The organism is Paenibacillus sp. AK121, from assembly GCF_019042715.1.
Classification (GTDB): domain Bacteria; phylum Bacillota; class Bacilli; order Paenibacillales; family Paenibacillaceae; genus Paenibacillus; species Paenibacillus polymyxa_C.
This window is the reverse complement of the sequence record NZ_JAHPJM010000017.1, coordinates 42281-66864: the sequence shown is the minus strand read 5'-3', so window position 1 is coordinate 66864 and position 24584 is coordinate 42281. Positions and strand designations below refer to the sequence as shown.

The 24584-nt window shown below is 48.4% G+C and carries 22 protein-coding genes; all 22 read left to right on the top strand.

What is annotated here, in order from left to right:
- The first annotated feature begins 54 nt into the window (after positions 1-54).
- The 22 genes from spoVT (at position 55) to KSP24_RS22570 (ending at position 24582) form a co-directional block, all read left to right on the top strand.
- A complete protein-coding gene (gene spoVT / locus KSP24_RS22675; RefSeq protein ID WP_013368681.1) occupies positions 55-597 on the top strand; it encodes a stage V sporulation protein T in 543 nt (180 codons plus the stop codon).
- Between the two features lie 140 nt (positions 598-737).
- The gene (locus tag KSP24_RS22670) at positions 738-2396 is read left to right on the top strand and encodes a putative polysaccharide biosynthesis protein (protein WP_216976824.1); all 1659 of its coding nucleotides are present in this window, start codon (positions 738-740) and stop codon (positions 2394-2396) included.
- 159 nt (positions 2397-2555) lie between these two features.
- Positions 2556-4055, top strand: coding sequence for a bifunctional methyltransferase/pyrophosphohydrolase YabN (gene yabN, locus KSP24_RS22665; protein WP_102163412.1), 1500 nt, complete (start codon positions 2556-2558; stop codon positions 4053-4055).
- A 335-nt stretch (positions 4056-4390) separates the two neighbouring features.
- On the top strand, positions 4391-4663 hold the full coding sequence (locus tag KSP24_RS22660; protein ID WP_007428028.1) for an HU family DNA-binding protein: 273 nt from the start codon (positions 4391-4393) through the stop codon (positions 4661-4663).
- On the top strand, positions 4663-4941 hold the full coding sequence (locus tag KSP24_RS22655; RefSeq protein WP_014599342.1) for an RNA-binding S4 domain-containing protein: 279 nt from the start codon (positions 4663-4665) through the stop codon (positions 4939-4941). Before KSP24_RS22660 ends, KSP24_RS22655 begins: the two co-directional genes overlap by 1 nt.
- 187 nt (positions 4942-5128) lie before the next feature.
- Entirely contained in the window at positions 5129-5413 is a 285-nt protein-coding gene (gene yabP / locus KSP24_RS22650) for a sporulation protein YabP (RefSeq protein ID WP_013368685.1), read from the top strand.
- The gene (yabQ, locus tag KSP24_RS22645) at positions 5410-5988 is read left to right on the top strand and encodes a spore cortex biosynthesis protein YabQ (protein ID WP_216976822.1); all 579 of its coding nucleotides are present in this window, start codon (positions 5410-5412) and stop codon (positions 5986-5988) included. The genes yabP and yabQ overlap by 4 nt, the downstream gene beginning before the upstream one ends.
- A gap of 4 nt (positions 5989-5992) precedes the next feature.
- A complete protein-coding gene (locus tag KSP24_RS22640; protein ID WP_165083895.1) occupies positions 5993-6322 on the top strand; it encodes an FtsB family cell division protein in 330 nt (109 codons plus the stop codon).
- 123 nt (positions 6323-6445) lie between these two features.
- Complete coding sequence (locus tag KSP24_RS22635; RefSeq protein WP_013368688.1) at positions 6446-6961, top strand: S1 domain-containing RNA-binding protein; 516 nt, start codon at positions 6446-6448, stop codon at positions 6959-6961.
- A 505-nt stretch (positions 6962-7466) separates the two neighbouring features.
- Positions 7467-9974, top strand: a complete 2508-nt coding sequence (spoIIE, locus tag KSP24_RS22630) for a stage II sporulation protein E (RefSeq protein WP_216976820.1) — start codon at positions 7467-7469, stop codon at positions 9972-9974.
- A gap of 126 nt (positions 9975-10100) precedes the next feature.
- Positions 10101-10850 carry a vWA domain-containing protein gene (locus tag KSP24_RS22625; protein ID WP_016818910.1) on the top strand — a complete coding sequence of 250 codons (750 nt, stop codon included), beginning with the start codon at positions 10101-10103 and terminating at the stop codon, positions 10848-10850.
- Positions 10834-11772, top strand: coding sequence for a protein kinase domain-containing protein (locus tag KSP24_RS22620; RefSeq protein WP_013368691.1), 939 nt, complete (start codon positions 10834-10836; stop codon positions 11770-11772). The genes KSP24_RS22625 and KSP24_RS22620 overlap by 17 nt, the downstream gene beginning before the upstream one ends.
- Positions 11773-11838: 66 nt before the next feature.
- Positions 11839-13287 carry a tRNA lysidine(34) synthetase TilS gene (gene tilS / locus KSP24_RS22615; RefSeq protein WP_216976818.1) on the top strand — a complete coding sequence of 483 codons (1449 nt, stop codon included), beginning with the start codon at positions 11839-11841 and terminating at the stop codon, positions 13285-13287.
- A gap of 47 nt (positions 13288-13334) precedes the next feature.
- Complete coding sequence (gene hpt / locus KSP24_RS22610) at positions 13335-13874, top strand: hypoxanthine phosphoribosyltransferase (RefSeq protein WP_013368693.1); 540 nt, start codon at positions 13335-13337, stop codon at positions 13872-13874.
- A gap of 97 nt (positions 13875-13971) precedes the next feature.
- A complete protein-coding gene (gene ftsH, locus KSP24_RS22605; protein WP_013368694.1) occupies positions 13972-16011 on the top strand; it encodes an ATP-dependent zinc metalloprotease FtsH in 2040 nt (679 codons plus the stop codon).
- Between the two features lie 280 nt (positions 16012-16291).
- Positions 16292-17905, top strand: a complete 1614-nt coding sequence (gene nadB, locus KSP24_RS22600) for an L-aspartate oxidase (RefSeq protein ID WP_216976816.1) — start codon at positions 16292-16294, stop codon at positions 17903-17905.
- Positions 17895-18785: a carboxylating nicotinate-nucleotide diphosphorylase gene (gene nadC, locus KSP24_RS22595; protein WP_013368696.1), complete on the top strand. Its 891-nt coding sequence runs from the start codon at positions 17895-17897 to the stop codon at positions 18783-18785. The genes nadB and nadC overlap by 11 nt, the downstream gene beginning before the upstream one ends.
- Before the next feature lie 6 nt (positions 18786-18791).
- Entirely contained in the window at positions 18792-19559 is a 768-nt protein-coding gene (locus KSP24_RS22590; protein WP_076294550.1) for a type III pantothenate kinase, read from the top strand.
- Between the two features lie 218 nt (positions 19560-19777).
- Entirely contained in the window at positions 19778-20662 is an 885-nt protein-coding gene (gene hslO, locus KSP24_RS22585; protein ID WP_025674491.1) for an Hsp33 family molecular chaperone HslO, read from the top strand.
- Positions 20663-20682: 20 nt separating this feature from the next.
- Complete coding sequence (locus tag KSP24_RS22580) at positions 20683-21633, top strand: peptidyl-prolyl cis-trans isomerase (RefSeq protein ID WP_013368699.1); 951 nt, start codon at positions 20683-20685, stop codon at positions 21631-21633.
- A 241-nt stretch (positions 21634-21874) separates the two neighbouring features.
- Positions 21875-22813, top strand: a complete 939-nt coding sequence (gene cysK / locus KSP24_RS22575) for a cysteine synthase A (RefSeq protein WP_016818901.1) — start codon at positions 21875-21877, stop codon at positions 22811-22813.
- A gap of 146 nt (positions 22814-22959) precedes the next feature.
- Positions 22960-24582 (top strand): anthranilate synthase component I family protein, encoded by a 1623-nt coding sequence (locus KSP24_RS22570; RefSeq protein ID WP_216976814.1) that lies wholly within the window; start codon positions 22960-22962, stop codon positions 24580-24582.
- Positions 24583-24584 lie beyond the last annotated feature (2 nt).

The following is a 24584-nucleotide window of genomic DNA, read 5'->3' as shown; positions in this document are numbered from 1 at the left end:
GATACCGTCAGTAGTTTACTAAATTCTTCTTGAGAAAGTGGGGCAACATGTGAAATGAAAGCTACTGGTATAGTTCGCCGTATTGATGATCTTGGGCGGGTAGTTATTCCAAAGGAGATTCGCCGCACCTTGAGAATTCGTGAAGGAGATCCGCTTGAGATTTTTGTGGATCGTGACGGAGAAGTCATTTTGAAAAAGTATTCACCTATTGGTGAACTTGGTGATTTCGCCAAAGAGTATGCTGAGTCCCTGTTTGAAAGTACTGGCCATATTACGATGATTACCGATCGTGACACCATTATTACGGTGGCTGGAGGCTCGAAAAAAGAGTTTCTGGACAAGCAAATCGGTAGCATTATTGAAGGTAGCATGGATAATCGCAAGACTGTGCTGGAGACAGCCAGCGGCTCTTACGAGCTGACGCGAGACCACGAAGAAACACTCTCGTCCTTTGTGACGGCTCCCATTGTTTCGGGTGGTGATCCCATTGGTTCTGTTATATTGTTGAACAAGGATGAAAATGTAAAAATGTCCGAAATGGAGGTCAAGATGGCTGAAACAGCCGCTGGCTTCCTGGGCAAACAAATGGAACAGTAACACCCCGTTTCACCCCTGTGTGACGTACAGAATGGCTAAAGCCGTTCAACGTTGTACAGGGATTTTTTTCTTTCCGGAAGAAGAGACGGTATAATAGGACTCGTAAAAATGCTTATTCCAGGTGGGAGTGGAGACGGAGAATGCAGGAAAATCGCGCCGCTTCGCGGCTGCTACGAGGCGCTGTCATCTTAACACTGGCAGCTGTAGCAAGCAAGCTGATCGGCACATTGCAAAAAATCCCGCTGCAAAATATTGGCGGCGACGGCGTGTTTGGCATTTATAATACGGTTTATCCTTTTTATACGCTGTTCATTACCATTTCAGCTGCTGGATTCCCGGCGGCTGTATCCAAATTTGTAGCTGAGTATGAGGCTGTGGGAAACCAGGCAGCGGGGCAACGTGTTGCCCGAATATCTTCGCTTGTACTAGGCATATTCGGATTGATTCTGGGGCTGCTGATGTATACGTGTGCGCCACTAATCGGCCAGTGGATCGACAATGCTCACGTCATTCCATCGGTGAGGGCGGCGGCGATTGCCTTCTTGTTCGTGCCGATTATGGCGGGATTGAGGGGCTATTTTCAAGGCTTGCAAAATATGATTCCGACGGCTGTCTCCCAAGTGACGGAGCAGGCGATAAGGGTAAGCGTGATGATCATATTGTTGCTGTTCATGCTGTCACAAGGAGCAGGGGCGGATATGATTGCCGCCGGAGCAGTGTTTGGTTCAGCAGCAGGCGGAGCAGCGGGCCTGGTGATCATGCTGCTGTATTGGCGAGGTCACAGAAAGAGACTTAGGCGGCAAGAGACGGTCGTGACAACAGTGCAGGCACAGACTGGTGAGCTTCACCCAGCGGAAAGCAGTGGTGCTTTGCTAAAGGCCCTGCTACGTTATGCTCTGCCTGTTTGCCTTGGAGCGCTAGCCGTTCCGTTAATAAACCTGGTAGATACATTTACCGTCCCTCGCCTGTTAAAGCAGGAGGGCTTGGATGATACGGCGGTTATGGTGGCCTTCGGCGTGTATAACCGGGGGCTTCCGCTAGTACAGCTGGTCATGATGTTTGCCACCACATTGTCGGCATTGTTCATACCCTCGCTGGCTGAGGCACGGGTGACCGGAGGTACGGAGCTGGCACGTCGTCAGTGCGAGCAATCGCTGCGCTGGTTTTGGCTGCTGGGACTAGCCGCTGCGACAGGTCTGATCGTGCTGGCCGTGCCCGTCAATGTGATGCTGTATGCAGACGACACTGGCAGCACGGTTATGCGCTGGATGGCGCTGACCGCCGTAGGCGGCACGCTCAGCATCATCTCGGCTGCGCTGTTGCAAGGGCTTGGCACGGTTCGTGCGCCAGCCCTGGCGATGCTCGCGGCCGCTGCGGCCAAGGCGCTGCTAAACTGGCTGCTCGTGCCGCAGCTCGGCACGGCAGGCGCCGCCATTGCGGGGGCTGTCGCCTATCTGCTGGCGGCTGTGATCAACATCGCGCTGCTGGCCCGCTTGGTGGGGCTGCGCGGGAGCTGGTCCGCCAGTGTGCTCAAACCGGCAGCATTGCTTGTCGCCTTGGCTGGTGCAGCCGGAGCGGCGATGTGGGGCACCGGTGCTGTGCTGGATGCCCTGGGCTGGGCGGCCGGAGGTCGTGCCACGGCAGCGGCGGAGAGCCTGCTGGGTGTAGCGGCAGGCTCCGTGGTGTTCGTGATCGGGCTCGCACGCCTGAGGTTGATCACGGAAGCCGAGCTTGTGGCAGTGCCCAAGCTCGGACGCCCGCTGGCAGCTGTGCTGCGCAGACTGCGCGTACTGGCTTAGTTAGGTTATACGGCTTGCCGAGAAAGCTACATAAGCCATTTTATGAGCCTATACCACTTTGTGGTATAGTAAATGCCAAAGCAAAGGAAGCGAAAGCTGGGCTGTGCCGGGTGTTTTTTCGGAGCATGAATCCTGCTTTTGCGGAACGGAGGATTGAATATGAGCGTAACATTAACGATCGTAGGTCTGGGTTCGGGAGATCCCGATCAGCTTACGATAGGGATATTGAACAAAATGCGGGGCGCTTCAGCGCTCTATCTGCGAACCAAGGAACATCCGGCGGTTCGAGTGCTGGATGAGTTCGAGGTGGCTTTTGAGTCGTTTGATGCGGTATATGAGACAAAGGATTCTTTTCCAGAGGTATATGAGGAAATTACCAGTCAACTGATGGAAAAGGCTGCTAAGGCGGCAGACGGGAGCGAAATCGTCTATGCAGTTCCCGGTCACCCGATGGTGGCGGAAGCAGCGGTGCAGTTGCTCAAGGAGCGTTGTCCTGCGCAAGGGATTGAACTAAACATCTTGGGTGGAGAAAGTTTTCTGGATGAGGCTTTTGTGCGTCTTGGTTTTGATCCGATTGAGGGTTTTCAGCTGTTAGATGCAGGCACACTGGATGCCAGCTGGCTTCAGCCTCAGTTGCATACGCTGATTGGACAGGTATATGACACCTTTACGGCTTCCGATGTGAAGCTATGCTTGATGGAACGGTATCCTGACGATTATGAGGTGTATGTCGGCCACGCGCTTGGGGTAGAAGGTGAGGAGGCGGTTCACAAGGTGCCGCTATACGAGCTGGATCGAGTAGAGGGCTACGGCAACCTATCCTTGGTATACATACCTCGCAGTGAAGATGAGGCCCTGAAACGGCGTTCTTTTGACCGTCTACATGAGATTGTCGATATTTTGCGCAGTCCGGAAGGCTGTCCATGGGATCGTGAACAGACACATCAATCAATCCGCAAAAATCTGATCGAGGAAACGTATGAGGTCATTGAAACCATAGATGAGGATGATCCTGAGCATATGAAGGAAGAGCTTGGCGATCTGTTGTTGCAAATTTTGCTGCATGCCCAAATGGAGGAGGAAGTCGGAACCTTCAATGTGTATGATGTGATCCAGGGACTGAACGATAAGCTTATTTTCCGTCATCCGCATGTATTCGGTGACAATCAAGCCAATGATGCGGAAGAGGCGCTGCAAAATTGGGAACAGATGAAGGCAGAGGAAAAACGGCTAAAAGGTACGGCGGCAGCCAATCCTTCCGTACTGGATGGGGTTCCCCGTGATCTGCCTGCTCTTATGAAATCGTATAAGCTCCAGAAGAAGGCAGCTAAAGTAGGCTTTAACTGGGATAGCATTGAAGGCGTATTTGATAAATTGGACGAAGAAGTGGCTGAGTTGAAGGAAGCGGTTCGTGAAGGGCATTCCATGGAAGCTCAGTTGCTGGAGTTGGGGGATGTTCTATTTGTTGCCGTGAATGCGGCCCGGTTCATGGACGTAGATCCGGAGGAGGCGCTGTCAGCCACTAATCGCAAATTTGTGAGCCGCTTCCAGTATATTGAGCAGAAACTACGCGAGCAGGGGCGTCGTCCTGAGGACAGCAGTGTAGATGAAATGGAGACCTACTGGCAGGAAGCGAAAAAGCTTCTTGACAGAGATTGATTCCATAGATTTGATCTTTGGCTGTATTGGACAGTAAAATGAGTCATATGCAGGGTTGAAAATACGCCCGGCTTGAGCAGACTTGCCAATGGGCAGAGTTTTGTAGTAGGATGTTGGCTTAACTGGGGTCGAATAAAAAAACGCCTGTCATTGCAGGATTTTTAAGGACAAGCCAGAATAACTTGTAGTAATTCTGAAAATAACTGTAGCTAATAGTTGAACATGTTACAGTGGTATTCAGGAAGGGCTTCGGCCACAGTTGGACCTCACGTATGCTCCATTTAAGGACATGTAGCGTGATGATTATTTTTTGACATTTAGGAGGCTTTTATCTTATGAACAAGACAGATCTGATCAACAATATTTCCAGCAAAAGCGGTTTGAGCAAACGTGACGTTGAAGCTGTATTGAATGGCGTTCTTGGTGAAATTACAGATGCACTTGCTAGTGGTGACAAAGTACAACTGATCGGCTTTGGTACTTTCGAAACGCGCAAACGTTCCAGCCGTACAGGTCGCAATCCACAAACCGGCAACACGATTGAAATTCCAGAATCGACCGTTCCTGCTTTTAAGGCTGGTAATAAGCTTAAAGAAGCCGTTAACTAATGCGTCTTGATAAATTCTTGAAAGTCTCGCGGCTGATTAAGCGTCGTACAGTAGCTAAGGACGTCTCTGAACAAGGGAGAGTCGTGGTGAATGGACGCGAAGCCAAGCCGAGCAGTGCGGTCAAAGTAGGCGATGAAATTACCGTCCAATTTGGCCAGAAGCTGGTGACCGTGCGAGTGGAACGGCTCGCCGACACTACACGCAAGGACGAGGCTGCAAGTATGTACACTTTGGTAAAGGAAGAGCCTATTGCCAGGGACAACGGTTTGAACTGGTAAGCAGACATCTGATTTTTTCATAACGTTGTACATAGAAGCATTCCTTCATATTGTATGAAGGAGTGCTTTTTTCTTTTATATGAGGAGCTTTTGTCTAATTGTCTAATATATGCTCGTGAATAGCCAAAGCGGTTCTAAATCATGCCCATCCCTTCATAAGCTAAGAACAGAAGGAGGGGTACATGCCATGATTGAACAAGGGAAGTCCAAGCACCATGATCTGCGCATGCAAAGCCGCAAGCAGCTCGACATTTCAGGCGTCAGCAATGTGGAGAGCTTTGACAGTGAAGAGTTTTTGCTTCAGACCGAGCTGGGCCATCTCACCATTCGCGGACAACATTTACATATCAAAAACCTCAGTCTGGAAGAGGGGCTACTGTCCATTGAAGGTCTGATTACTTCCCTCGTCTACCTGGAGCCTGGGGCCCCGGCCAAAAACGGAAAAAGCCTATTCGGCAAGCTCTTCAAATGAACCCTTACACACAATGGCTGACATTGACGTGGATGCTATTGTCGGGCATAACCATGGGAGTGGTATTTGACAGCTACCGGGTGCTGTCAATCCGCTTTCATTTTGCCCGTTGGAGTGTTCATTTGTTGGACGTGCTGTATTGGGTGGCCTCGGCTTTGTTTATTTTCCGTGTGCTGTACGCGAGTAATCGCGGTGAGCTGCGGTTTTATGTCTTTTTAGGACTACTTTTGGGGGTTTGGCTCTATTTTTGGGCCTTTAGTGTTACAACCCAACGTTTTGTGGTAATGTTAATAGAGATCGTTCGCAGACTGACGTTGATCGTGAACAGCATACTGCGCATCCTGATTGTTCTTCCGGTGTTAGCGCTGTATCGGCTGTTACGCAAGCTGGTCGGATGGACATGGGCACTTATTGTGTTCCTAGGAAGGATGCTGATATACATCCTGATGCCGGTTTGGAAGCCGATTCTTTGGTCGATCCGTCCGCTTATAGCGCGCTGGAAGACGCCAGATCCGCTCATAAAGCTGGGTATCAGACTGAAAAATACAGCAAAACGATGGTTTGGAAGGGGGTAGTATCATGCGTAATTCGTCTGTAGATCGCTATTCATCTCCTACGTCCAAGTCCAATGCGGGCGGGCGCAGGCGAATCATGATTTGGTTGCTATCGCTTGCCGCCTTTGGTAGTTGGGCCATATTCACCTTTTTTTCTCAAGGCATGATCATGGCCGATCGAAATGAACAGCTCACCCAGAAGGAAAAACAGAAGCAAGCTGCTACACAAACGGAACAACAGCTTCAAACCGAAGTGAATCGTCTCAAGGACCCTGAGTACATTGGAGAAATTGCTAGAAGCAAGTACGGTCTTTACAAACCGGAAGAGACGCCAATCATCGGAGATCAAAAATAGAAGTATTATCGGGCCAATGCTTAGTTGACCTTGGTTCCGCCATTTTGTATAATCAAATCACCACAGCGGGATTTTTTTGCAAAAAAATCGGTTGTATATTTTAAGGGAGGATCATTTTATTCTATGGCAATTGAAGTGGGCACCAAGTTAGAGGGCAAAGTGACAGGCATCACGCATTTTGGAGCATTTGTGGATTTGTCTGGAGGTGTCACGGGTCTCGTTCACATCTCGGAAATCGCCGATAATTATGTTAAGGATGTTAACGACCACCTGAAGATTAATGATGTTGTGACGGTGAAAGTCATTAATGTTGACAAAGATGGCAAAATCGGACTTTCCATTAAGCAAACGATTGATAAGCCGGCAAGTGAAGCCCGTCCCCCAAGAGCTCCAAGACCGGAGCGTACAGGAGGACCAGGCGGAGGAGACCGTTTTGGCGGCGGAGGTTCAGGTCCAAGTCAGGGACGCGGTGGTGGTTTCAACCGCGATCGTGGAGGCCGTTCTTTCAAGCCTGCACCGGGTAAACCTTCATTTGAGGATAAAATGTCACGCTTCCTGAAAGATAGTGAGGAACGCATTTCGTCGCTGAAAAAGAACACCGAAGGTAAACGCGGAGGACGCGGCGCGAAGCGTGTTTAATTCACTTTGACAACCGTATCAACCATACACGGAAAACCGTACAGTCGAAAGACTGCTACGGTTTTTTTGCGTTCTACCGACAAGAGATGCGACAAGCCGTGGCTACAGGCAATATGTTTGGGTGGAGTTGTACGGGCACATTTTTAAGATTAGTAGTTTTATGAAGAAGAGAAGAAGCATCTACTGAAATGTTGGATGTTTTTTTTGTCGTGTGGAAATAATCGTCCGACAAACTCCAACGGTTTTCCGTCTATCTTCTGTGCAAATCGCTAGATTTGGTATCAGGATGACTGACATAGAGAGGTCATCCAAAGCGTAGAGAGAGACAACCTCCATCCGCTTCCATACGGGCGTAGCTTGAAGTACAGGGGAATGCTCTGTCCTTTCGCGCGGAACGTTTTTTTGTCGGAAATTTCTTGGAATAAGACGTGAGGTTCTGACAAACTTTCTCAATCGTTCCGGTTTAAGATGGGAACATCAAATTGATGAATGGGGTGCCTGACGCATGATGGAGAAATGGAACGTGGTACATTTTCCGGGGTTAAAATCTAGAAAGTCCAAATCCAAAGAGCGTACGGAAGGTTGGCCTTCCAGACTCAAGAAACGGCTCAATTCACATAAAGTAGTGCAATGGGTAACCGCGCAAAGATGGATGCTGCTATTGTCAGCTATGGGAGTTTTATTGGGACGCGCCACTATTTTGGACGAGCTTTCTCCTTTTGCCCTCGCTTATTTTGCGGTCATTACGTTCCTTCGGCGTGATCTGATGCTGCCTGTAGCTGTATCCGTTGTGCTAGGCAGCCTGTTAGCTCCTTACCCATCGTTATTCATGATTGGTGGTGAGTTAATCGTATTTTATCTCCTGTATCGCGGGCTACGCACCTTCGATCGTCTGGAATTATCCTATGCCCCGCTTATGGTCTTCTTGTCTGTGTTTATGGTCAATTTATTTAACGCCGTGATGGCTCCGGCTTTTACATGGTATGAGCTTGTCATTGTGGGAACGGATGCGGTACTCAGTTTTATGCTTACATTGGTGTTCACCCAGGCCATACCGCTGTTTACGTACCGCAAGAAGGCAAGCCAGCTCAAAAATGAAGAAATTTTGTGTCTTATTATTCTATTAGCCTCTGTGATGACGGGAGCAGTAGGATGGACCGTTCATTCACTGTCTGTCGATCATGTACTTTCACGATATTTGGTCTTGGTGTTTGCTTTGGTGGGAGGTGCTTCCCTGGGTGCTTCGGTCGGTGTGATTACCGGTTTAATTTTGAGCCTGGCCAATATGTCTGCAATTGTGCAGATGAGTCTACTTGCTTTTGCAGGTTTGCTGGCAGGGATGCTGCGTGAAGGGAGAAAAGGTGCAGTGGCCCTTGGCATGCTGTTGGGTTCTTCCATTTTGACGATCTATCTGGATGGGACTGGAGACGTGCTGACATCAACCTGGGAGAGCTGCGCGGCAATTCTATTATTTTTAATGACTCCAAAAAGTTTCTTTAAAGCGGTTTCTACCTATGTCCCTGGTACGCAGGATCACGCCAAGTCACAGCATGAATATGCCAAAAGGGTTCGTGATCTCACCGCCGAGCGGGTGACGAAATTTTCCCGTGTATTCAGCCAGCTATCCCGGAGCTTTCATCAAATATCTGCGAGTGAGGGGGCAAAACCGGACGGAGAAATCGAACACTTTATGAATGCGGTGGCGGAAGGAACATGTGCCTCTTGCTTTAAGTGCGAGCAGTGCTGGGACGGCAAGTTTATGCAAACCCATCAGTATATGACGGAAATGATGAGTGCCATTGAGGACAATCCTGATTTAGAGCCAGAGCAGATGCCGCCGCAATGGAGCAAGGCATGTGCCAAAACGGGCGCTGTCTTGCAGGTAATGAAACAGCAGTATAGTCTCTACCAACATAATATGCAGTGGAAGCGCCAAGTATACGATAGTCGCCAGCTTGTTGCTGACCAGCTATCAGGTGTATCGCAAATTATGGAGGATTTAGCGCGTGAAATTCAGCGGGAAGGGCAGACCATGCATCGGCAGGAAGAGCAAATCCGAGAGGCTCTTGATAGGTTGGGCTTGTCCATCCAATCCATCGAAATTATTAGCCTGGATGCAGGCCAGGTTGAAATTGAGATTGTCCACGCCTATACAAGGGGATTTGATGAATGTCGGAAAATTATTGCTCCACTGCTGTCGGACATACTAGACGAGCATATAGCTGTCATGCGCGAAACGGAGGCAGATCGCCGCCAAGGCTTGGCTACAGTCATGTTCGGCTCTGCTAAAACATATGAGATTGCTACAGGAGTAGCTAGTGCAGCCAAAGGAGGCGATTTCTTCTCAGGAGACAGCTACAGCATGATGGAGCTAGGGAATGGGACTTTTGCAGTCTCTTTAAGCGATGGTATGGGGAACGGAGAGCGTGCGCAGCAAGAGAGCAGTGCAGCACTTAACATTTTGGAAGAATTACTGCAATCGGGGATGGACGAAAAATTGGCGATCAAGTCGGTTAACTCTGTGCTGATGCTGCGATCACCTGAGGAAATGTATGCTACGGTGGATATGGCGCTGATTGATCAGTATACGGCCCGGACAACCTTTATGAAGATTGGATCTACACCGAGCTTTATTAAAAGAGGGGAGGAGGTTATCCCCGTATCTGCCAGCAATTTACCGATTGGCATTATACAGGATATCGAGGTTGATTTGGTTTCGCTGCAACTCCAGCCGGGGGATATTCTCATTATGATTACAGACGGTATATACGATTCACCGGGTTATGCAGTCAATAAAGAGATATGGATGAAACGCATGATTCAGGAAATTGAAAGTGAAGATCCACAGCAATTGGCTGACTGTTTGCTAGAACGGGTTATACGATACCAACAAAATCAAATCTATGATGATATGACTGTAGTTGTTAGTAAAATAGATCATTTTCGCCCAGAGTGGGCAACTCTCCATGTACCCGGCATGAGGTGGTTAGAACGTCCACGGACGGTGAGCTAGACTGACATTGCCCGGGAAATTCCTTATACATTTTTAAAAATCCGCATCCTTCGTTTGAATCGTTCCGGATTAGGCAAAGATAGAATCTATCGGAATAGATTAAGAGGAAGCGGAGGTCAAAAAGCGATGAAGCAAATTTTGATCATTACAGATGGATGCTCTAACGTAGGTGTTAGCCCAGTTATGGCGGCTGCCCAAGCTTTACGGGAGGGAATTACAGTGAACGTCGCTGGAGTCATAGACTACGGAACCATCGGCGAGCTTGGGAGCGCAGAGATTCAGGAAATTGCTAAAGCAGGGGGAGGGTTTAGCCAAATCGTCGGTACGAAGCAGTTGGCGCAAACCATGCAAATGATGACGCGCAAAACAGTGGTTCAAACGATTCAGCAGGCGGTTAATAGAGAGTTAACGCACATTTTGGGTGAGGGCGGTGCCCGGCATATCGGTGAACTGCCTCCGGCCAAACGAGCCCAGGTAGTTGAGGTAATGGATGAATTGACAGAAACTAGTCCTCTGGAAATTGCTTTACTCATTGATGCAAGTGCAAGCATGAAGCCTAAGCTGCCTGCTGTAGAGGACAGTATACGCGATTTGCTGCTCAGCTTACAGTCCAGAAGCGGACTCAGCCGTATATCTGTATTTCATTTCCCGGGTGGACGAATGGGAGAAGACGCAGTCATGGATATCGGGTGGACCTCTGAGCTTGACCAGATCAAATCGATATTCGGACGCTTACGGATGAAAGGAGCGACACCGACAGGACCGGCCATTTTACAAGTGATTGATTATTACCGATATGTTACACTAGGGGAACAGAAAGATCTGGAAGAATCCTATGGCAAAGGAGAAGGGATGCTCGGTGACTACGTCGTCTGATCCCGTTCTTGCACCCGGAACGGTCATCAAGGGCAAGTGGAAGCGGAGTAGCTATGTCATCCAGCGCTTGCTGGGCCGGGGAGCGAACGGAACTGTATATTTGGTAAAAGAAGCACAGGCCGATCGGCAATTTGCTCTCAAAATGGGAAAGAACACGCTTGATCTGCAATCGGAGATTAATGTGCTGACCACATTACAGTCTCAAGGGACTCAGGCTGCCCTCCAGCGCAATGGAAATCCTTCCTTCTTGTTTGAGGTGGATGATGTAGTGTTACGTAGTGGGGAGATCCCCTTTTATGTTATGCGATACGTCAAAGGAGATCCGCTTCATAAATTTGTGGCAGCCAAAGGGTCTGAGTGGTATGGTGTGGCTGGAACCGGCATACTGAATCGTCTGGCCGATCTCCATCAGGCAGGATGGGTGTTTGGCGACCTGAAGCCTCAAAATATATTGGTCAATGCCTATGGAGAGGCTGAGTTGATTGATTATGGCGGGGTGTCCCTTGCAGGTCGGAGTGTTAAACAATTTACAGAATGGTACGACAGGGGATTCTGGAATGCTGGTAGCCGAAATGCTGATCCCCAGTATGACCTGTTTGCCTTTGCTCTTCTAACGATTCATATATTAGAGAGCGAATCGTTAAAGGCAGCTGCGAGCAGGCTACCACAGCTACGTAATACGGCAGAATTGACAGTCATCATTCGTCGCAGCCGTATATTGCGCCCCTACGCCGAATGGCTGCTGGGTGCAGTGCGTGGAGAATATTCCGATACTCGTGCAGCGGCCCGAGCTTGGTCGCGTCTGGCTTCCGCACATGTCAGGCAATCATCTGTCAAAAGGGGAAATCCACGCTGGCTGGGATATGCTTTTACGGTATCGCTTTTGCTGCTTGCCGGAGCGCTCTGGATTGCGTTAAGGTAGCAGCATGACTTACATAAGATAACAGAGGATCATCATTTTTACGGTCGGGAGAAAAGAGGGTCGTAAATGGGAACAACAAAACCGACCGGTGTTGTACAGGAAGTACTCGCTTTGGCGCGAGAACATTCACTGTGGAGCCCCGGAGACCGCATTGTGGTTGCTGTATCCGGTGGACCGGATTCGGTGGCCCTTTTGCACATTTTACATGAAATATCCGTTATACATATGCCATTACAACTCGTCTGCGCTCATGTTCATCATGGCTTCAGGCCAGAGGAATCGGATGCGGAGGCTGAAGAGGTACACAATATTGCCCGAAAGCTCAAGCTTCCATTTGAAATGATTCGGGTGGATGCACCCGCTTATATGAAGGAGAGCGGTAAGGGTCCACAGGAAGCCGCCCGTGAGCTACGGTACAGCTTTCTACATGATACGGCTACGAAATGGGAGGCACAGCATATTGCTATGGCTCACCATGGCGATGATCAAGCGGAAACAGTTCTCTTGCACTTGCTGCGCGGTAGCGGACCAGCGGGTTTGGCGGGTATGCGTTTGGCACGCAATGAAAAAAATGTGCAACTCATTCGCCCGCTACTTCGTATGTACAAGGCTGACTTGATTGCGTATTGCAACTTTCATGGTCTTTCCTATGTGACAGACAGCACTAATTTATCGTCTAAATACCGTCGTAATGCTATCCGCATGGATGTGCTCCCTTTTTTGGGGCAATATAATGAGCAACTGACACCGTCCCTGAATCGGCTGGCCGAAACGATGGCTGACGAAAATGATTTTATGGAGGCAGCTACACTGGCAGCATATGAGAAAATGGTGCACTTCAATAATGGCAGGTACATGTTTTCCATCGCTTCATATCGTAAGCTATCCGTTGCTTTACAACGGAGGTTGATTAAACTAATATTAAATTATCTGCCTTCGGGCAGTGAAAATTTTGATTTTCGTAAAATTGAGACCGTTCGACTAAGACTTCTCCAAGAGACATCCTCTACATGGAGCTTGGACTTGGGCGGCGGTGCGGTTGGAGTCCGCGAATATGACCAGGCGGTTTTGTTTGACCGTAAGCAGGTCGTTATGGATGAATGGAGCTATGGACTGAGCGTATTGCCTATTTCCGGTGAGCTTGAGTTGCCTGAAGCGGGTGGTATACTCCGGTGGCGAAGAGCTTCCTATTGGGATGGACACAATCCGGCGAATGAGGAAGAAGCATGGTTCGACGCAGACGAATTGACTTTGCCGTTGACTGTACGTTCGCGATTACCTGGAGATACCATGTATGTAATGGGATTAAACGGAAGAAAAAAGGTTAAAGATATTTTTATTGATGAAAAAATACCTCCTTTAATGCGTTCCGTTATTCCTATCGTCTGCGACCACTCTGGAGTTGTTCTCTGGATTCCGGGCGTACGACGTTCTGTACATGCTGCGGTGCAAAAGCACACGTCTTCGGTTATATATATGTCATGGCAAAGACGAGAGAGTCCGGGGCACCAGTAATTGCGCAGGAACGGCTTTCATAGTATAAACTTAGGAGGTTTACACCGTTGCAAAATGATATTCAGGAAGTATTGATCAGTGAAGAAGAGATTCAGAGTAAAATCAAGGAATTGGGCGCACAGCTTAGCGTGAAATATGAAGGAAAAAATCCATTGGTGATTTGCGTGCTGAAGGGTGCGTTTATCTTTATGGCGGATTTGGTTAAATCCATTACAGTGCCGTTGGAACTTGATTTCATGGCTGTATCTAGTTATGGAGTATCCACCAAATCATCAGGCGTTGTTAAAATCATCAAAGATTTGGACGCTTCAGTGGAAGGACGCGATGTTCTGATTGTCGAAGATATTATCGACAGTGGTCTGACGCTGACACATTTGATTGAATTGCTTAAGAATCGTAATGCCAATTCGGTATGTGTCGTAACTTTGTTCGACAAGCCTGCACGCCGGACCGTTAATCTTGAAGCTGATTACACCGGATTTACACTTCCGGATGCGTTTGTTGTCGGCTATGGTCTGGACTATGCCGAGCATTACCGGAACCTCCCATACATAGGGATTTTGAAGCCGGAAATCTACACCAGCTAATCTCAGCCTCCAGTCCTAGGACTAAATAGGGTCCTTTGTTGAGAAGGGCTTACAGGCTATGGTAAAATAACTTAAGTGTCTCGAGAGGAGGTAGGGGATGAATCGGTTCATCCGGAATTCTGGTTTTTATTTGATTCTTTTTTTAGTTGTGGTGGGTATCGTTCAGTTTGTTAGCAACAGTAACGAAGCCTCCGATCTCCCTAGATATGACCAATTACGGCAAGAGGTTAAAGCTAATAACATCTCTAAAGTAACGGTCCAATTTGACGGTTACGCCTATCTTGTAACCGGTGCATATAAGAAGCAGCCGGCTAATGCTAAATCAACCAATTTTTCCGTATACGTTCCGCCAACGGATCAAGCACTAAGTGAACTGGTGAATGCCAGCGAAACGAACGGGTTTGAATACGTGCAGAAGAAAATGGAAGGCGAAAGCATTTGGCTGACATTTTTGACTTCTATCATTCCTTTGGTGATCATGTTCCTGTTGTTCTTCTTCCTGTTTAATCAGGCACAGGGCGGTGGCGGCAAAGTAATGAACTTCGGCAAGAGCAAAGCCCGTCTGTATAACGAAGAGAAGAAGAAAGTTACCTTCGAAGACGTAGCAGGGGCTGACGAAGAGAAACAGGAGCTTGTCGAAGTCGTAGAATTCTTGAAGGACCCACGCAAGTTCGCAGCTGTGGGTGCTCGTATTCCAAAAGGGGTTTTGTTAGTAGGCCCTCCAGGTACGGGTAAAACACTCTTGGCGAGAGCTGTTGCAGGTGAGGCCGGAGTGCCGTTTTTCAGTATCTCGGGTTCTGATTTTGTAGAAATGTTCGTAGGGGTCGGTGCTTCCCGTGTTCGTGACTTGTTCGAGAATGCGAAGAAGAACGCACCTTGTATCATTTTCATTGATGAAATTGATGCCGTTGGACGTCAACGTGGCGCCGGATTGGGTGGCGGACATGATGAACGTGAGCAAACGCTCAACCAATTGCTCGTAGAGATGGATGGATTCGGCGCAAACGAAGGCATCATTATCGTTGCTGCTACTAACCGTCCGGATATTCTAGATCCGGCCTTGCTTCGTCCAGGGCGTTTTGACCGTCAAATTACGGTTGACCGTCCAGATGTTAAAGGTCGCGAAGCAGTATTGCATGTACATGCACGCAACAAACCATTAACGAAGGATGTTAAATTGGACGTTATCGCGAAGCGTACAACAGGCTTTACGGGCGCTGATCTGGAAAACCTGTTGAACGAGGCTGCCTTGCTGGCCGCTCGTCGCAACCGCAGAGATATTTCGATGCGAGAAGTAGATGAGGCGATCGACCGCGTTATCGTAGGTACTGAAAAACGCAGCCGCGTAATCAGTGACCGCGAGAAACGAATTGTTGCTTATCATGAAGCAGGGCATACGATTATCGGTTACTTCCTAGAGAATGCCGATATGGTTCACAAGGTAACTATTATTCCACGTGGACGTGCAGGCGGATATGTCATCATGCTTCCGAAGGAAGACCGCATGCTGACAACCAAGCAGGAATTGCTGGACAAAATCACTGGATTGCTGGGTGGACGTGTTTCCGAGGAGCTGTTTATTGGTGAGATCGGAACAGGGGCTTATAGTGACTTCCAGCAAGCGACAAGTATTGCGCGTAGTATGATCGTGGAATACGGTATGAGTGAGAAGCTTGGCCCGATGCAGTTTGGAACTTCCCAAGGTCAAGTATTCCTTGGACGCGATATCGGTCATGAGCAGAACTACAGTGATCAGATCGCTTATCAGATTGACCAGGAGATGAATCGCTTCATCACTGACTCTTATGAGCGTGCTAGAGAACTCTTGACGAAGTATTCCAAAGAGGTTCATTTGATCGCTCAAACATTGCTGGAAGAAGAAACTCTGGAACTTGAACAAATCAAACGTTTGATCGAGACAGGTTCTTTGGACGGCAATACGAATGAGGGAGAAGGAACACCAGAAAACGGTGAACCTGTGATTGATAATATCGGAGATGTTCGTGTACGTATTCAAGGTAAGGATGACGAACCTAAGAATACAACGGATCAACCAAACGATATCCCTAATCTGAAAAAGCCAGAGGATGATAACAATTCAGGCAATTCCGGTGGTACTCCACCGACAACAACCTGATCATCTGATGGATAGTTGAATAAGCATATATGTAAGCTTCGGGGAACCAGATCCTACTGGTTTTCCGGAGCTTTTTTAAATATGGAAGATTATTGCTAACGTGATTTGACAGACAAAGGAACGTTGTGTACATTTATTGTTAAATAAACGGCTGTCGCCTTCTTAGCTTAAAAGGCCAACAGTCGTTGCAATCGACTTACTATCATTTTGAACATATTCCGTGAGCGCATACTGTACAATCTATGGTGTGCGCTATTCTTCTGTGAAATCAGGTGAAGGCATGATTCCAAGATATCTAGTTGATTTTGATGTAGCGGAATTGACCCAATACGAAGCCGACGTCTTGATTATCGGCTCCGGCATTGCGGGCTTATATACGGCGATTAAGGCTGCGGAGAATCGGAAAGTGTTGCTGATTACCAAGAAAACTTTAATGGAAAGCAACACACGTTATGCTCAAGGCGGCATTGCTGCTGTCACATCGGACGAGGATACACCAGCTTATCACATGCAAGATACTCTGATTGCTGGTGCAGGTCTGTGTGAACCCGAGGCGGTCAGAACGCTTGTTCATGAAGGCCCAGACGGCATTAAAGAGTTAATACGATTGGGGACAGCCTTTGACCGTGTGGATGGTGAACTAGCGCTGACCCGAGAAGGGGCGCATAGTCATCGTCGCATTTTGCATGCAAATGGAGATGCCACCGGTTATGAAATCGTGCGTGCCTTATCACAGCAGGTTGCTGCCCATCCCGGTATCGAGGTGTGGGAAGAGTGTATGGTCATTGACCTGCTGACTGAGCATGGTGAGTGTATTGGGGCCCTCGTCCAAATGCCAGATGGAGAAAGGTCGTATATCACTGCCAATGCAACCATTTTGTGTTCAGGAGGTAGCGGGCAATTATACCGTTATACAACTAACCCGGATATCGCAACTGGGGACGGTATTGCTATGGCATATCGTGCTGGGGCGGTTGTACGGGATATGGAGTTCGTACAGTTTCATCCTACGGCCTTGTGCCATCCGGGCGCTCCAAGGTTTCTAATTTCTGAAGCCGTGCGGGGAGAAGGTGCCGTGTTACGCAACATTCATGGAGAACGCTTCATGGACAAGTATGATTCCCGGCAGGAGCTTGCGCCCAGAGATATCGTAGCTCGTGCGATCATCCATGAGATGGAACGCACCCAGGCTACGTTTGTATACCTGGATATTACACACGAGCCGCCCGAGCGGGTAAAGCAACGCTTTCCAACGATTTATCAGACATGTCTGTCATATGGTTTGGATATGACGACAGGCTGGATTCCCATTGCTCCTGCTGCCCATTATATGATGGGTGGTGTCCAGACTAATCTATACGGGGAAAGCTCCATTAGGCGTTTGTTCGCCTGTGGTGAGACCTCTTCCACAGGTGTTCACGGCGCTAATCGTCTGGCGAGCAATTCGTTATCTGAAGCTATTGTGTTCGCCAGCAGGATTATCGAGCGGCTGCATTCATTGCCACCGCTGGTTGGCCATACTTTGATATCTTACAATGATAACCGTGCAGAGTTTCAGGCTTCATCCGTCGCGGAACAGCGGTATAAGCTGCAAGAAACGATGGTTCATTATGCTGGAGTTCGTCGGCATAGTGAAGGGCTGCAAGCAGCATTAGAAGAGCTGCGCGGGCTAGTGACTGCTTTTCAGGCTGTGATCACCAGTCGGGAAGAGATCGAATTCGCCAATTTGCTCACCTGTGCTTTATTAGTAGCAGATGGTGCGTTGCTGCGTGAGGAGAGTCGGGGGGCACACTATCGTGAGGACTTCCCTGAGACAGATGATTGCAAGTGGCGAAAGCATGTTCAGCAGCGACGTGAGCAAGGCATAACGGAGGAGAGCGTTCATGACATCTAACAGCGAGCTTTATGGAGAGTTTAGTGGATATCAGGAGGAACTGACGGCACAAATTCGCAGCTGGCTGCGAGAAGATACAGGTTCTGGCGATGTGACCACACGTTGGACGATTGAGCCGGGCCACCAATCCAAGGCTGTCATTCATGCCAAGGAGAGCGGCGTGATTGCGGGTTTACCTGTGGCTGAAATTGTATTTCGAGTAGTGGACCCTTCCTTGTCGTTCACTCCGTTGGTGACCGATGGTCAGTGGATTGAAAAGGGGAGCGTTTTGGCAGAAGTGAGTGGAAGTACTCATGCGATTTTGACCGGGGAGCGATTGGCGTTAAATTTACTCCAGCGGATGTCCGGTATTGCAACGCGGACGCGAACTTTTATAGATCAATTGCACGGACTTTCCACGCGCTTGGTGGACACACGTAAAACAACACCAGGGCATCGACTGTTGGAGAAGTATGCTGTGCGTGTAGGTGGCGGCTCGAATCATCGCTTTGGTCTATACGATGCTGTTATGATTAAGGATAATCATATTAAGGGCGCGGGTGGGATTGCACAGGCGGTGAGCCGAGCGCGCGCGCACATACCGCATACAATGACGATTGAAGTAGAGACGGAAAACATGACACAAGTCAGGGAAGCCCTGGAGGCTGGGGCGGATATTATTATGCTGGATAACATGTCCGTCCCAGATATGAAGGAAGCCGTTCGCTTCATTCGTGAACAGGCCCCACACGTCAAGACAGAAGCCTCAGGCAATGTATCGCTGGATACAGTGCGTGAGATGGCTGAGAGCGGCGTAGATGTGATTTCTGTAGGCAGGCTGACATACTCTTTTCATAATCTGGATATCAGCCTTGACCTTAACGCTAAGAAAGATAGGTGACACCCATTGATTCTTGTAGTGGATGTAGGTAATACCAATATTGTTCTGGGGATCTATGAAGGGCGCGAGCTGTTGCATCACTACCGGATCAGCACCTCCAGACAGGCAACCGCAGATGAATACGGCGTACTCATACATAATCTTTTTAGTATGGGCGGCGTATTAAAGGATGACATTCAGGGAGTTATTATTTCCTCTGTCGTTCCGCCATTGGTCCGTGTATTAGAGGAAATGTGCGATAAATATATAGGCAAAACGCCGTTAATCGTCGGACCGGGAATCAAGACCGGTCTTAATCTGCGTTACGAGAATCCGCGTGAAGTAGGCGCGGATCGGATCGTGAACGCTGTTGCGGCTGTAGAACGATTCGGCGGACCTCTCGTTGTGGTGGATTTTGGAACAGCAACCACGTTTGATTGTATTGATGATAAGGGAAACTACCTGGGTGGAGTCATTGTGCCCGGTATTGGCATTTCGACGGAGGCACTGTATCAACGGGCTTCCAAGCTCCCTCGTATTGAGTTGGAGAAACCCAAAAAGGTTATTGGTCGGAATACAGTCCACGCCATGCAAGCCGGGATTATTTTCGGTTATGCTGGACAAGTGGATGGCATTGTGAGGCGTATTAAGGAAGAAATGCAGGCGGAACCCACGGTTATTGCAACCGGAGGTCTTGCGGAGCTAATCGCATCAGAGACAGAGAGCATTCAGAAAGTGTTGCCGATGTTGACGCTCGAAGGATTACGCATCATTTACCAACGTAACGCCGAATAAAAAGTAGATATAAGTTGCCGCTGAGTCAAGCCGACGATCTTATCGGTTTGGATTAGCGGCGTTTTTCGTCTATACTGAAATATGTTACGTTTTTGAACAATTCGCGTGATCTGTAGATGCAGGTTGTTTATATAGTAGGAAATGATGCTTCAAGGATGAGGGAATACTAACGAAAATAAGCAGCATGGCTGCCTTGGATAATAGGGGAGGATATCAATATGGAAAATAAACAGGATCGACTTATTCGCGGCACAGCCATGGATGGAAGGGTCAGAGCTTTTGCAGTTCGGACAACTCAATTGGTAGAGGAGTTGCGGAGAAGACATGATACTTATCCTACGGCAACCGCTGCTTTGGGACGAACCCTCACAGCGGGTGCAATTATGGGTTCTATGCTAAAAGGCAAAGAACGATTGACCATTCAAGTCAAAGGCGATGGACCGATTGGGCAAATTGTCGTTGATGCCAATGCTGTAGGAGAAGTGAGGGGTTATGTTACTGAACCACACGTGCATTTGCCGAGCAATAGTATGGGCAAACTGGATGTAGCGGGTGCCGTAGGTACAGAGGGATTCATTCATATTATCAAGGATTTGGGGTTAAAAGAACCGTACCGCGGTAGTATCCCGATTATTTCCGGTGAGCTCGGTGAGGACTTTACCTATTATTTTGCCAAATCCGAACAGACTCCGTCAGCGGTGGGTTTGGGTGTGCTGGTAGATACGGATAACTCCGTTATTGTGGCCGGCGGATTTATTATTCAGTTGCTTCCAGGTCTGAATGATGATGAGATTACTGCTATCGAAAATGCAGTTGGCTCAATTCCACCCGTTACCGCTCTGCTGGATCAAGGGCTGGAGCTTGATGAAATGCTGCGTTGGATGCTGCCGGACGTTCGAGTTCTGGATGAAATGGATATCCATTTTCAATGTGAGTGCTCACGCGAGCGCGTGGAAAAAACATTGATCAGTCTGGGAGAAAGTGAATTAAAGCAATTAATTGAGGAAGAAGGACAGGCTGAGGTCGTGTGTCACTTTTGTAATGAGGCTTATCAGTTTAATAAGGATGAATTGCAAAATCTGTTAGATCAAGCCAAGGCCTAACCGGATAGGCGGTGCAAGCGATGACTACACGGGAAAAGGGATTATGGACAGCTGTCATTATTCTGACCGTTAGCGTCGCCGCCTTGGGTGGTCTTATCATGCTTCGGGGGCTGTTAAAGCCGGGTGATGTAAGCAAGGATGACGGCGATCATACTGTGGCGGAGATGGGTCAGGAAGGCATATCGGAGGAACAGTGGGTAGCGGAACTGAAAAAGCGATATGGAACTAATACGCTGTTGCAAATGTTGAATCGTAAAGCCGTGCAGGCTGAAGCCAAGCGTCTCGGTATTAAGATCACCCAAGAGGATTTACAGCAAGTGCTGGAGCAGGATAGTAAAGGGTACGACTCAGAACATGCCTACTTTGAGGAAATGCAGCGACAGTTTGGCTTAAATCCGGTTGACTTGCGGAATGAAGCGGAGTACCGGATTGGCTTGGAGAAAATAGCCACCCAAGGTATTCAGGTTGAGGAAACGGAGATTGACGAGTATTGGGAACAGCACCCCGAAGAGTTTGCCGTTGGTAAGCAGATCAAACTTGCAGCTATTTATGTGGCTAAAGCAGAGGAAGCAGAGACGTTGCTCGATCGGGTCAAGCAAGGAGAAAGCTTCGACATGCTGCTTCGGGAGCATTCAGTCTCAGGTAACCCTCTTGGCGAGGATCACAGCGGACAGTTGGGATGGTTGGATGAATATGATCCATTTCAACCAGAGGCAGTCATGAAGGCGGCGAGAGAACTAAGCTCCGGGGATGTTGCAGGTCCCATCTCTGTTAATGATGGCTATGCGGTCATTTATGTACAGGATGTCAGACTAAAGAATTCTCCCGATAAGCAGCAAATTCGTCAGCAAATCCGCCGCTCTCTTGCGCTTGCACAAGCTGCTCCTTTGGATGAGGTCGAAAAGAGTCTGCGTGATAAATATGGAGCTCGTATTTTATCTGGGAAAGAGGCACCCTCTGCTTCTCTTTAGCATAGTGAAAGGATCTTGCTTTTGATGAAGATACGGTGCCGATAACGCGGGAGAACAGCCTATTGGCTTATTTACTTGTATTGACATTGGAATTGAAGATTGTTATGATTAGCGTATAAAACCAACTATTTTTATCGGAAATTAAATGAACGGCATAAAACTAAGATAGATTTACCTAGAATCATCTACAATATGTTTTCGCAATTTTTAATATATCATCTACAGTCAGGGAGGAATTATCATGGCTAAAGTTGTTAATAACATCACCGACCTTATCGGGGAGACTCCCCTCGTTCGCCTCAACCGGATCGTACCGGAAGATAGCGCCGAAATTTATTTGAAACTCGAATATCAGAACCCGGGCTCCAGTGTAAAAGACCGTATTGCGATTAGTATGGTGGAAGAAGCTGAGCGTGAAGGTTTGCTTAAGCCGGGCGGTACCATTATTGAAGCAACTAGCGGTAACACAGGAATCGGCCTGGCTATGGTTGCTGCTGCGAAGGGATATAAAGCAGTAATTGTTATGCCAGAAACGATGAGTATAGAGCGTCGTAATTTGTTGCGTGCTTATGGAGCCGAGCTTGTGTTAACACCTGGCTCAGAGGGTATGAACGGATCTGTTAAAAAAATGGAAGAGCTATTGAGCGAAAACCCGGATTATTTCGCTGCCGAGCAGTTCAAGAACAAAGCCAATATCAAAATTCACCGTGAAACGACGGGTCCTGAGATCGTAGAAGCGATTCGCTCCATTGGCGGCACGCTGGATGCTTTTATAGCAGGTATAGGGACTGGTGGAACCATTTCCGGTGCTGGAGAAGTGCTTAAAAAAGAATTCCCTGATATTAAAATCGTGGCTGTAGAGCCCGCTTCTTCCCCATTGCTAGCAGGCGGCAAGCCAGGACCTCACAAAATTCAAGGGCTGGGTGCAAACTTTATTCCTGAAATTCTAAATCGTGATATCTATGATGAAATTTTTCATGTAGAAAACGATGAAGCTTTCGAGGTAGCGCGTAGAGTGGCCAAGGAAGAGGGCATTTTGTCCGGTATTTCTTCTGGTGCGGCTGTTCATGCGGCCTTGAAGCTTGCTAAGCAATTGGGCAAGGGTAAGCGGATTGTTGTCATTATTCCAAGTAATGGCGAACGTTACCTGAGTACACCACTATACAATTTCGAGCTGTAATTATGTCGTAGCTGTAATTATGTCGTAATTGTGTATACTATACGTAAGGAAACCCTCATTTCCCTGTAACCGGGGGGGATGAGGGTTTCTTTGTAGGGAGAAAATGCAGACTTTTGGCATAGTAAGGGAAGGGGTAGCACACACAGATGAAATGGACAGCTAGAGTGACGGAGGCGCAGTGGCAAACCTGGCAGGAGGAAGGCTGGAGTGTACTTCCCTATATTGCTGAGTACCCTTTGCCCGTAGGTGGTTTACCTTCATCGTGGCGGAGGGCTTGGGAGGATTCGTCGCCATATGCCTTCTTGCTGGAGAGCGCTAAAGGTGGAAGGTATACCTATCTGGCCTTGAATCCGGTTGCTATATTGGAAGGCAAGGGAGAACAAGCAGTTTGGACTGATTTGCAAAGCGGGGAGCATGGTGATATACATGGACAACCTTTGACAGTCATGAACGATTGGATCGCTTCTTACCGTGCGCCGCGTGTGCCTGGCATGCCTTTTTTCTCTGGGGGATTTGCGGGTTATCTGGGCTACGATGTAGCTCGCTCGCTGGAGCGTTTGCCAACTCAAGCTGCAGACGACACGGATATACCTGATTATGTGTGGATGCGGGTGAATGAGCTATGGATTTATGATCACGAAACATCATGCCTATATTGTGCTGTTCATATCCCCAATCCTGCCCGCTCCGGTGAATTCAGTGGCCAGACTGATTTGGCGAATGAGCTTATGGTGGATGAGACCACATCCATACTTGGCAAGCTTTATGCGGAAGCGGTCCAACGTGCAGAACGCATGCTGACTCAGTGGAAGGACATCATACATGCGGGAGAGACTGATCCAGCTAATCCTCGTCGTTATGCTCGGCTGTCCGAAAAAGGATTAGAGGCTGCTCATCAAGAATCTGAAGGCTGGAAAATGGCATTCAGTCAACAAGATTTTGAACATGCCGTGAAACGTGTGCAGGAATATATTGCCCAAGGAGATGTATTTCAGGTTAACTTGTCGATTCGCCAGCAACGTACGCTTGCAGCCCTTCCTGAGAATATATATGAATGGCTTCGTCTGCTGAATCCATCCCCTTATATGGGGATGCTGCGTATGCCAGATTTACGGATCGTCAGTGGCTCACCGGAATTGCTGGTGAAGCTGGAGGATGGACGTGTGAGCGCTCGACCTATTGCAGGTACGAGAAGAAGGGGGCTAACACCTGATGAAGACGCCGCTATGGCTGCAGAGCTTCTATCAAGTGAAAAAGAACGCGCCGAGCATATTATGCTCGTTGATCTGGAGCGTAACGATATCGGACGAATTGCTGAATACGGATCGGTGCATGTTCCTGAATTGCTGACTGTCGAATACTATTCGCACGTTATGCATTTGGTTTCTCAGGTTGAGGGGAAGTTAGCCTCGGGTCGTACAGCTATAGACGTAATTGCTGCTACCTTCCCGGGCGGAACCATTACCGGAGCTCCTAAGGTGCGCACGATGGAAATTATTGAAGAATTGGAGCCCGTCCGTCGGGGTCCTTATACGGGGTCCCTTGGATGGATTGACTATAATGGTAATATGGAATTAAATATTATAATAAGAACACTAGCTGTTCAGGGCAATACCGCCTATTTACAGACAGGTGCGGGTATCGTCATTGATTCAGACCCGTACAGGGAATATCGGGAGTGTCGGAACAAGGCCAGAGCTGTCATGAAGGCGGTACAATGTGGGGAAGAAGAAGCCGCTTTGAACAGGAGCGGTATCACAGGAGGGTGAGT

Coding starts and splice junctions, on each gene's coding strand:
- spoVT (WP_013368681.1), top strand. CDS start 55: ATGAAAGCTACTGGTATAGTTCGCCGTATTGATGATCTTGGGCGGGTA.
- KSP24_RS22670 (WP_216976824.1), top strand. CDS start 738: ATGCAGGAAAATCGCGCCGCTTCGCGGCTGCTACGAGGCGCTGTCATC.
- yabN (WP_102163412.1), top strand. CDS start 2,556: ATGAGCGTAACATTAACGATCGTAGGTCTGGGTTCGGGAGATCCCGAT.
- KSP24_RS22660 (WP_007428028.1), top strand. CDS start 4,391: ATGAACAAGACAGATCTGATCAACAATATTTCCAGCAAAAGCGGTTTG.
- KSP24_RS22655 (WP_014599342.1), top strand. CDS start 4,663: ATGCGTCTTGATAAATTCTTGAAAGTCTCGCGGCTGATTAAGCGTCGT.
- yabP (WP_013368685.1), top strand. CDS start 5,129: ATGATTGAACAAGGGAAGTCCAAGCACCATGATCTGCGCATGCAAAGC.
- yabQ (WP_216976822.1), top strand. CDS start 5,410: ATGAACCCTTACACACAATGGCTGACATTGACGTGGATGCTATTGTCG.
- KSP24_RS22640 (WP_165083895.1), top strand. CDS start 5,993: ATGCGTAATTCGTCTGTAGATCGCTATTCATCTCCTACGTCCAAGTCC.
- KSP24_RS22635 (WP_013368688.1), top strand. CDS start 6,446: ATGGCAATTGAAGTGGGCACCAAGTTAGAGGGCAAAGTGACAGGCATC.
- spoIIE (WP_216976820.1), top strand. CDS start 7,467: ATGATGGAGAAATGGAACGTGGTACATTTTCCGGGGTTAAAATCTAGA.
- KSP24_RS22625 (WP_016818910.1), top strand. CDS start 10,101: ATGAAGCAAATTTTGATCATTACAGATGGATGCTCTAACGTAGGTGTT.
- tilS (WP_216976818.1), top strand. CDS start 11,839: ATGGGAACAACAAAACCGACCGGTGTTGTACAGGAAGTACTCGCTTTG.
- ftsH (WP_013368694.1), top strand. CDS start 13,972: ATGAATCGGTTCATCCGGAATTCTGGTTTTTATTTGATTCTTTTTTTA.
- nadB (WP_216976816.1), top strand. CDS start 16,292: ATGATTCCAAGATATCTAGTTGATTTTGATGTAGCGGAATTGACCCAA.
- nadC (WP_013368696.1), top strand. CDS start 17,895: ATGACATCTAACAGCGAGCTTTATGGAGAGTTTAGTGGATATCAGGAG.
- hslO (WP_025674491.1), top strand. CDS start 19,778: ATGGAAAATAAACAGGATCGACTTATTCGCGGCACAGCCATGGATGGA.
- KSP24_RS22580 (WP_013368699.1), top strand. CDS start 20,683: ATGACTACACGGGAAAAGGGATTATGGACAGCTGTCATTATTCTGACC.
- cysK (WP_016818901.1), top strand. CDS start 21,875: ATGGCTAAAGTTGTTAATAACATCACCGACCTTATCGGGGAGACTCCC.
- KSP24_RS22570 (WP_216976814.1), top strand. CDS start 22,960: ATGAAATGGACAGCTAGAGTGACGGAGGCGCAGTGGCAAACCTGGCAG.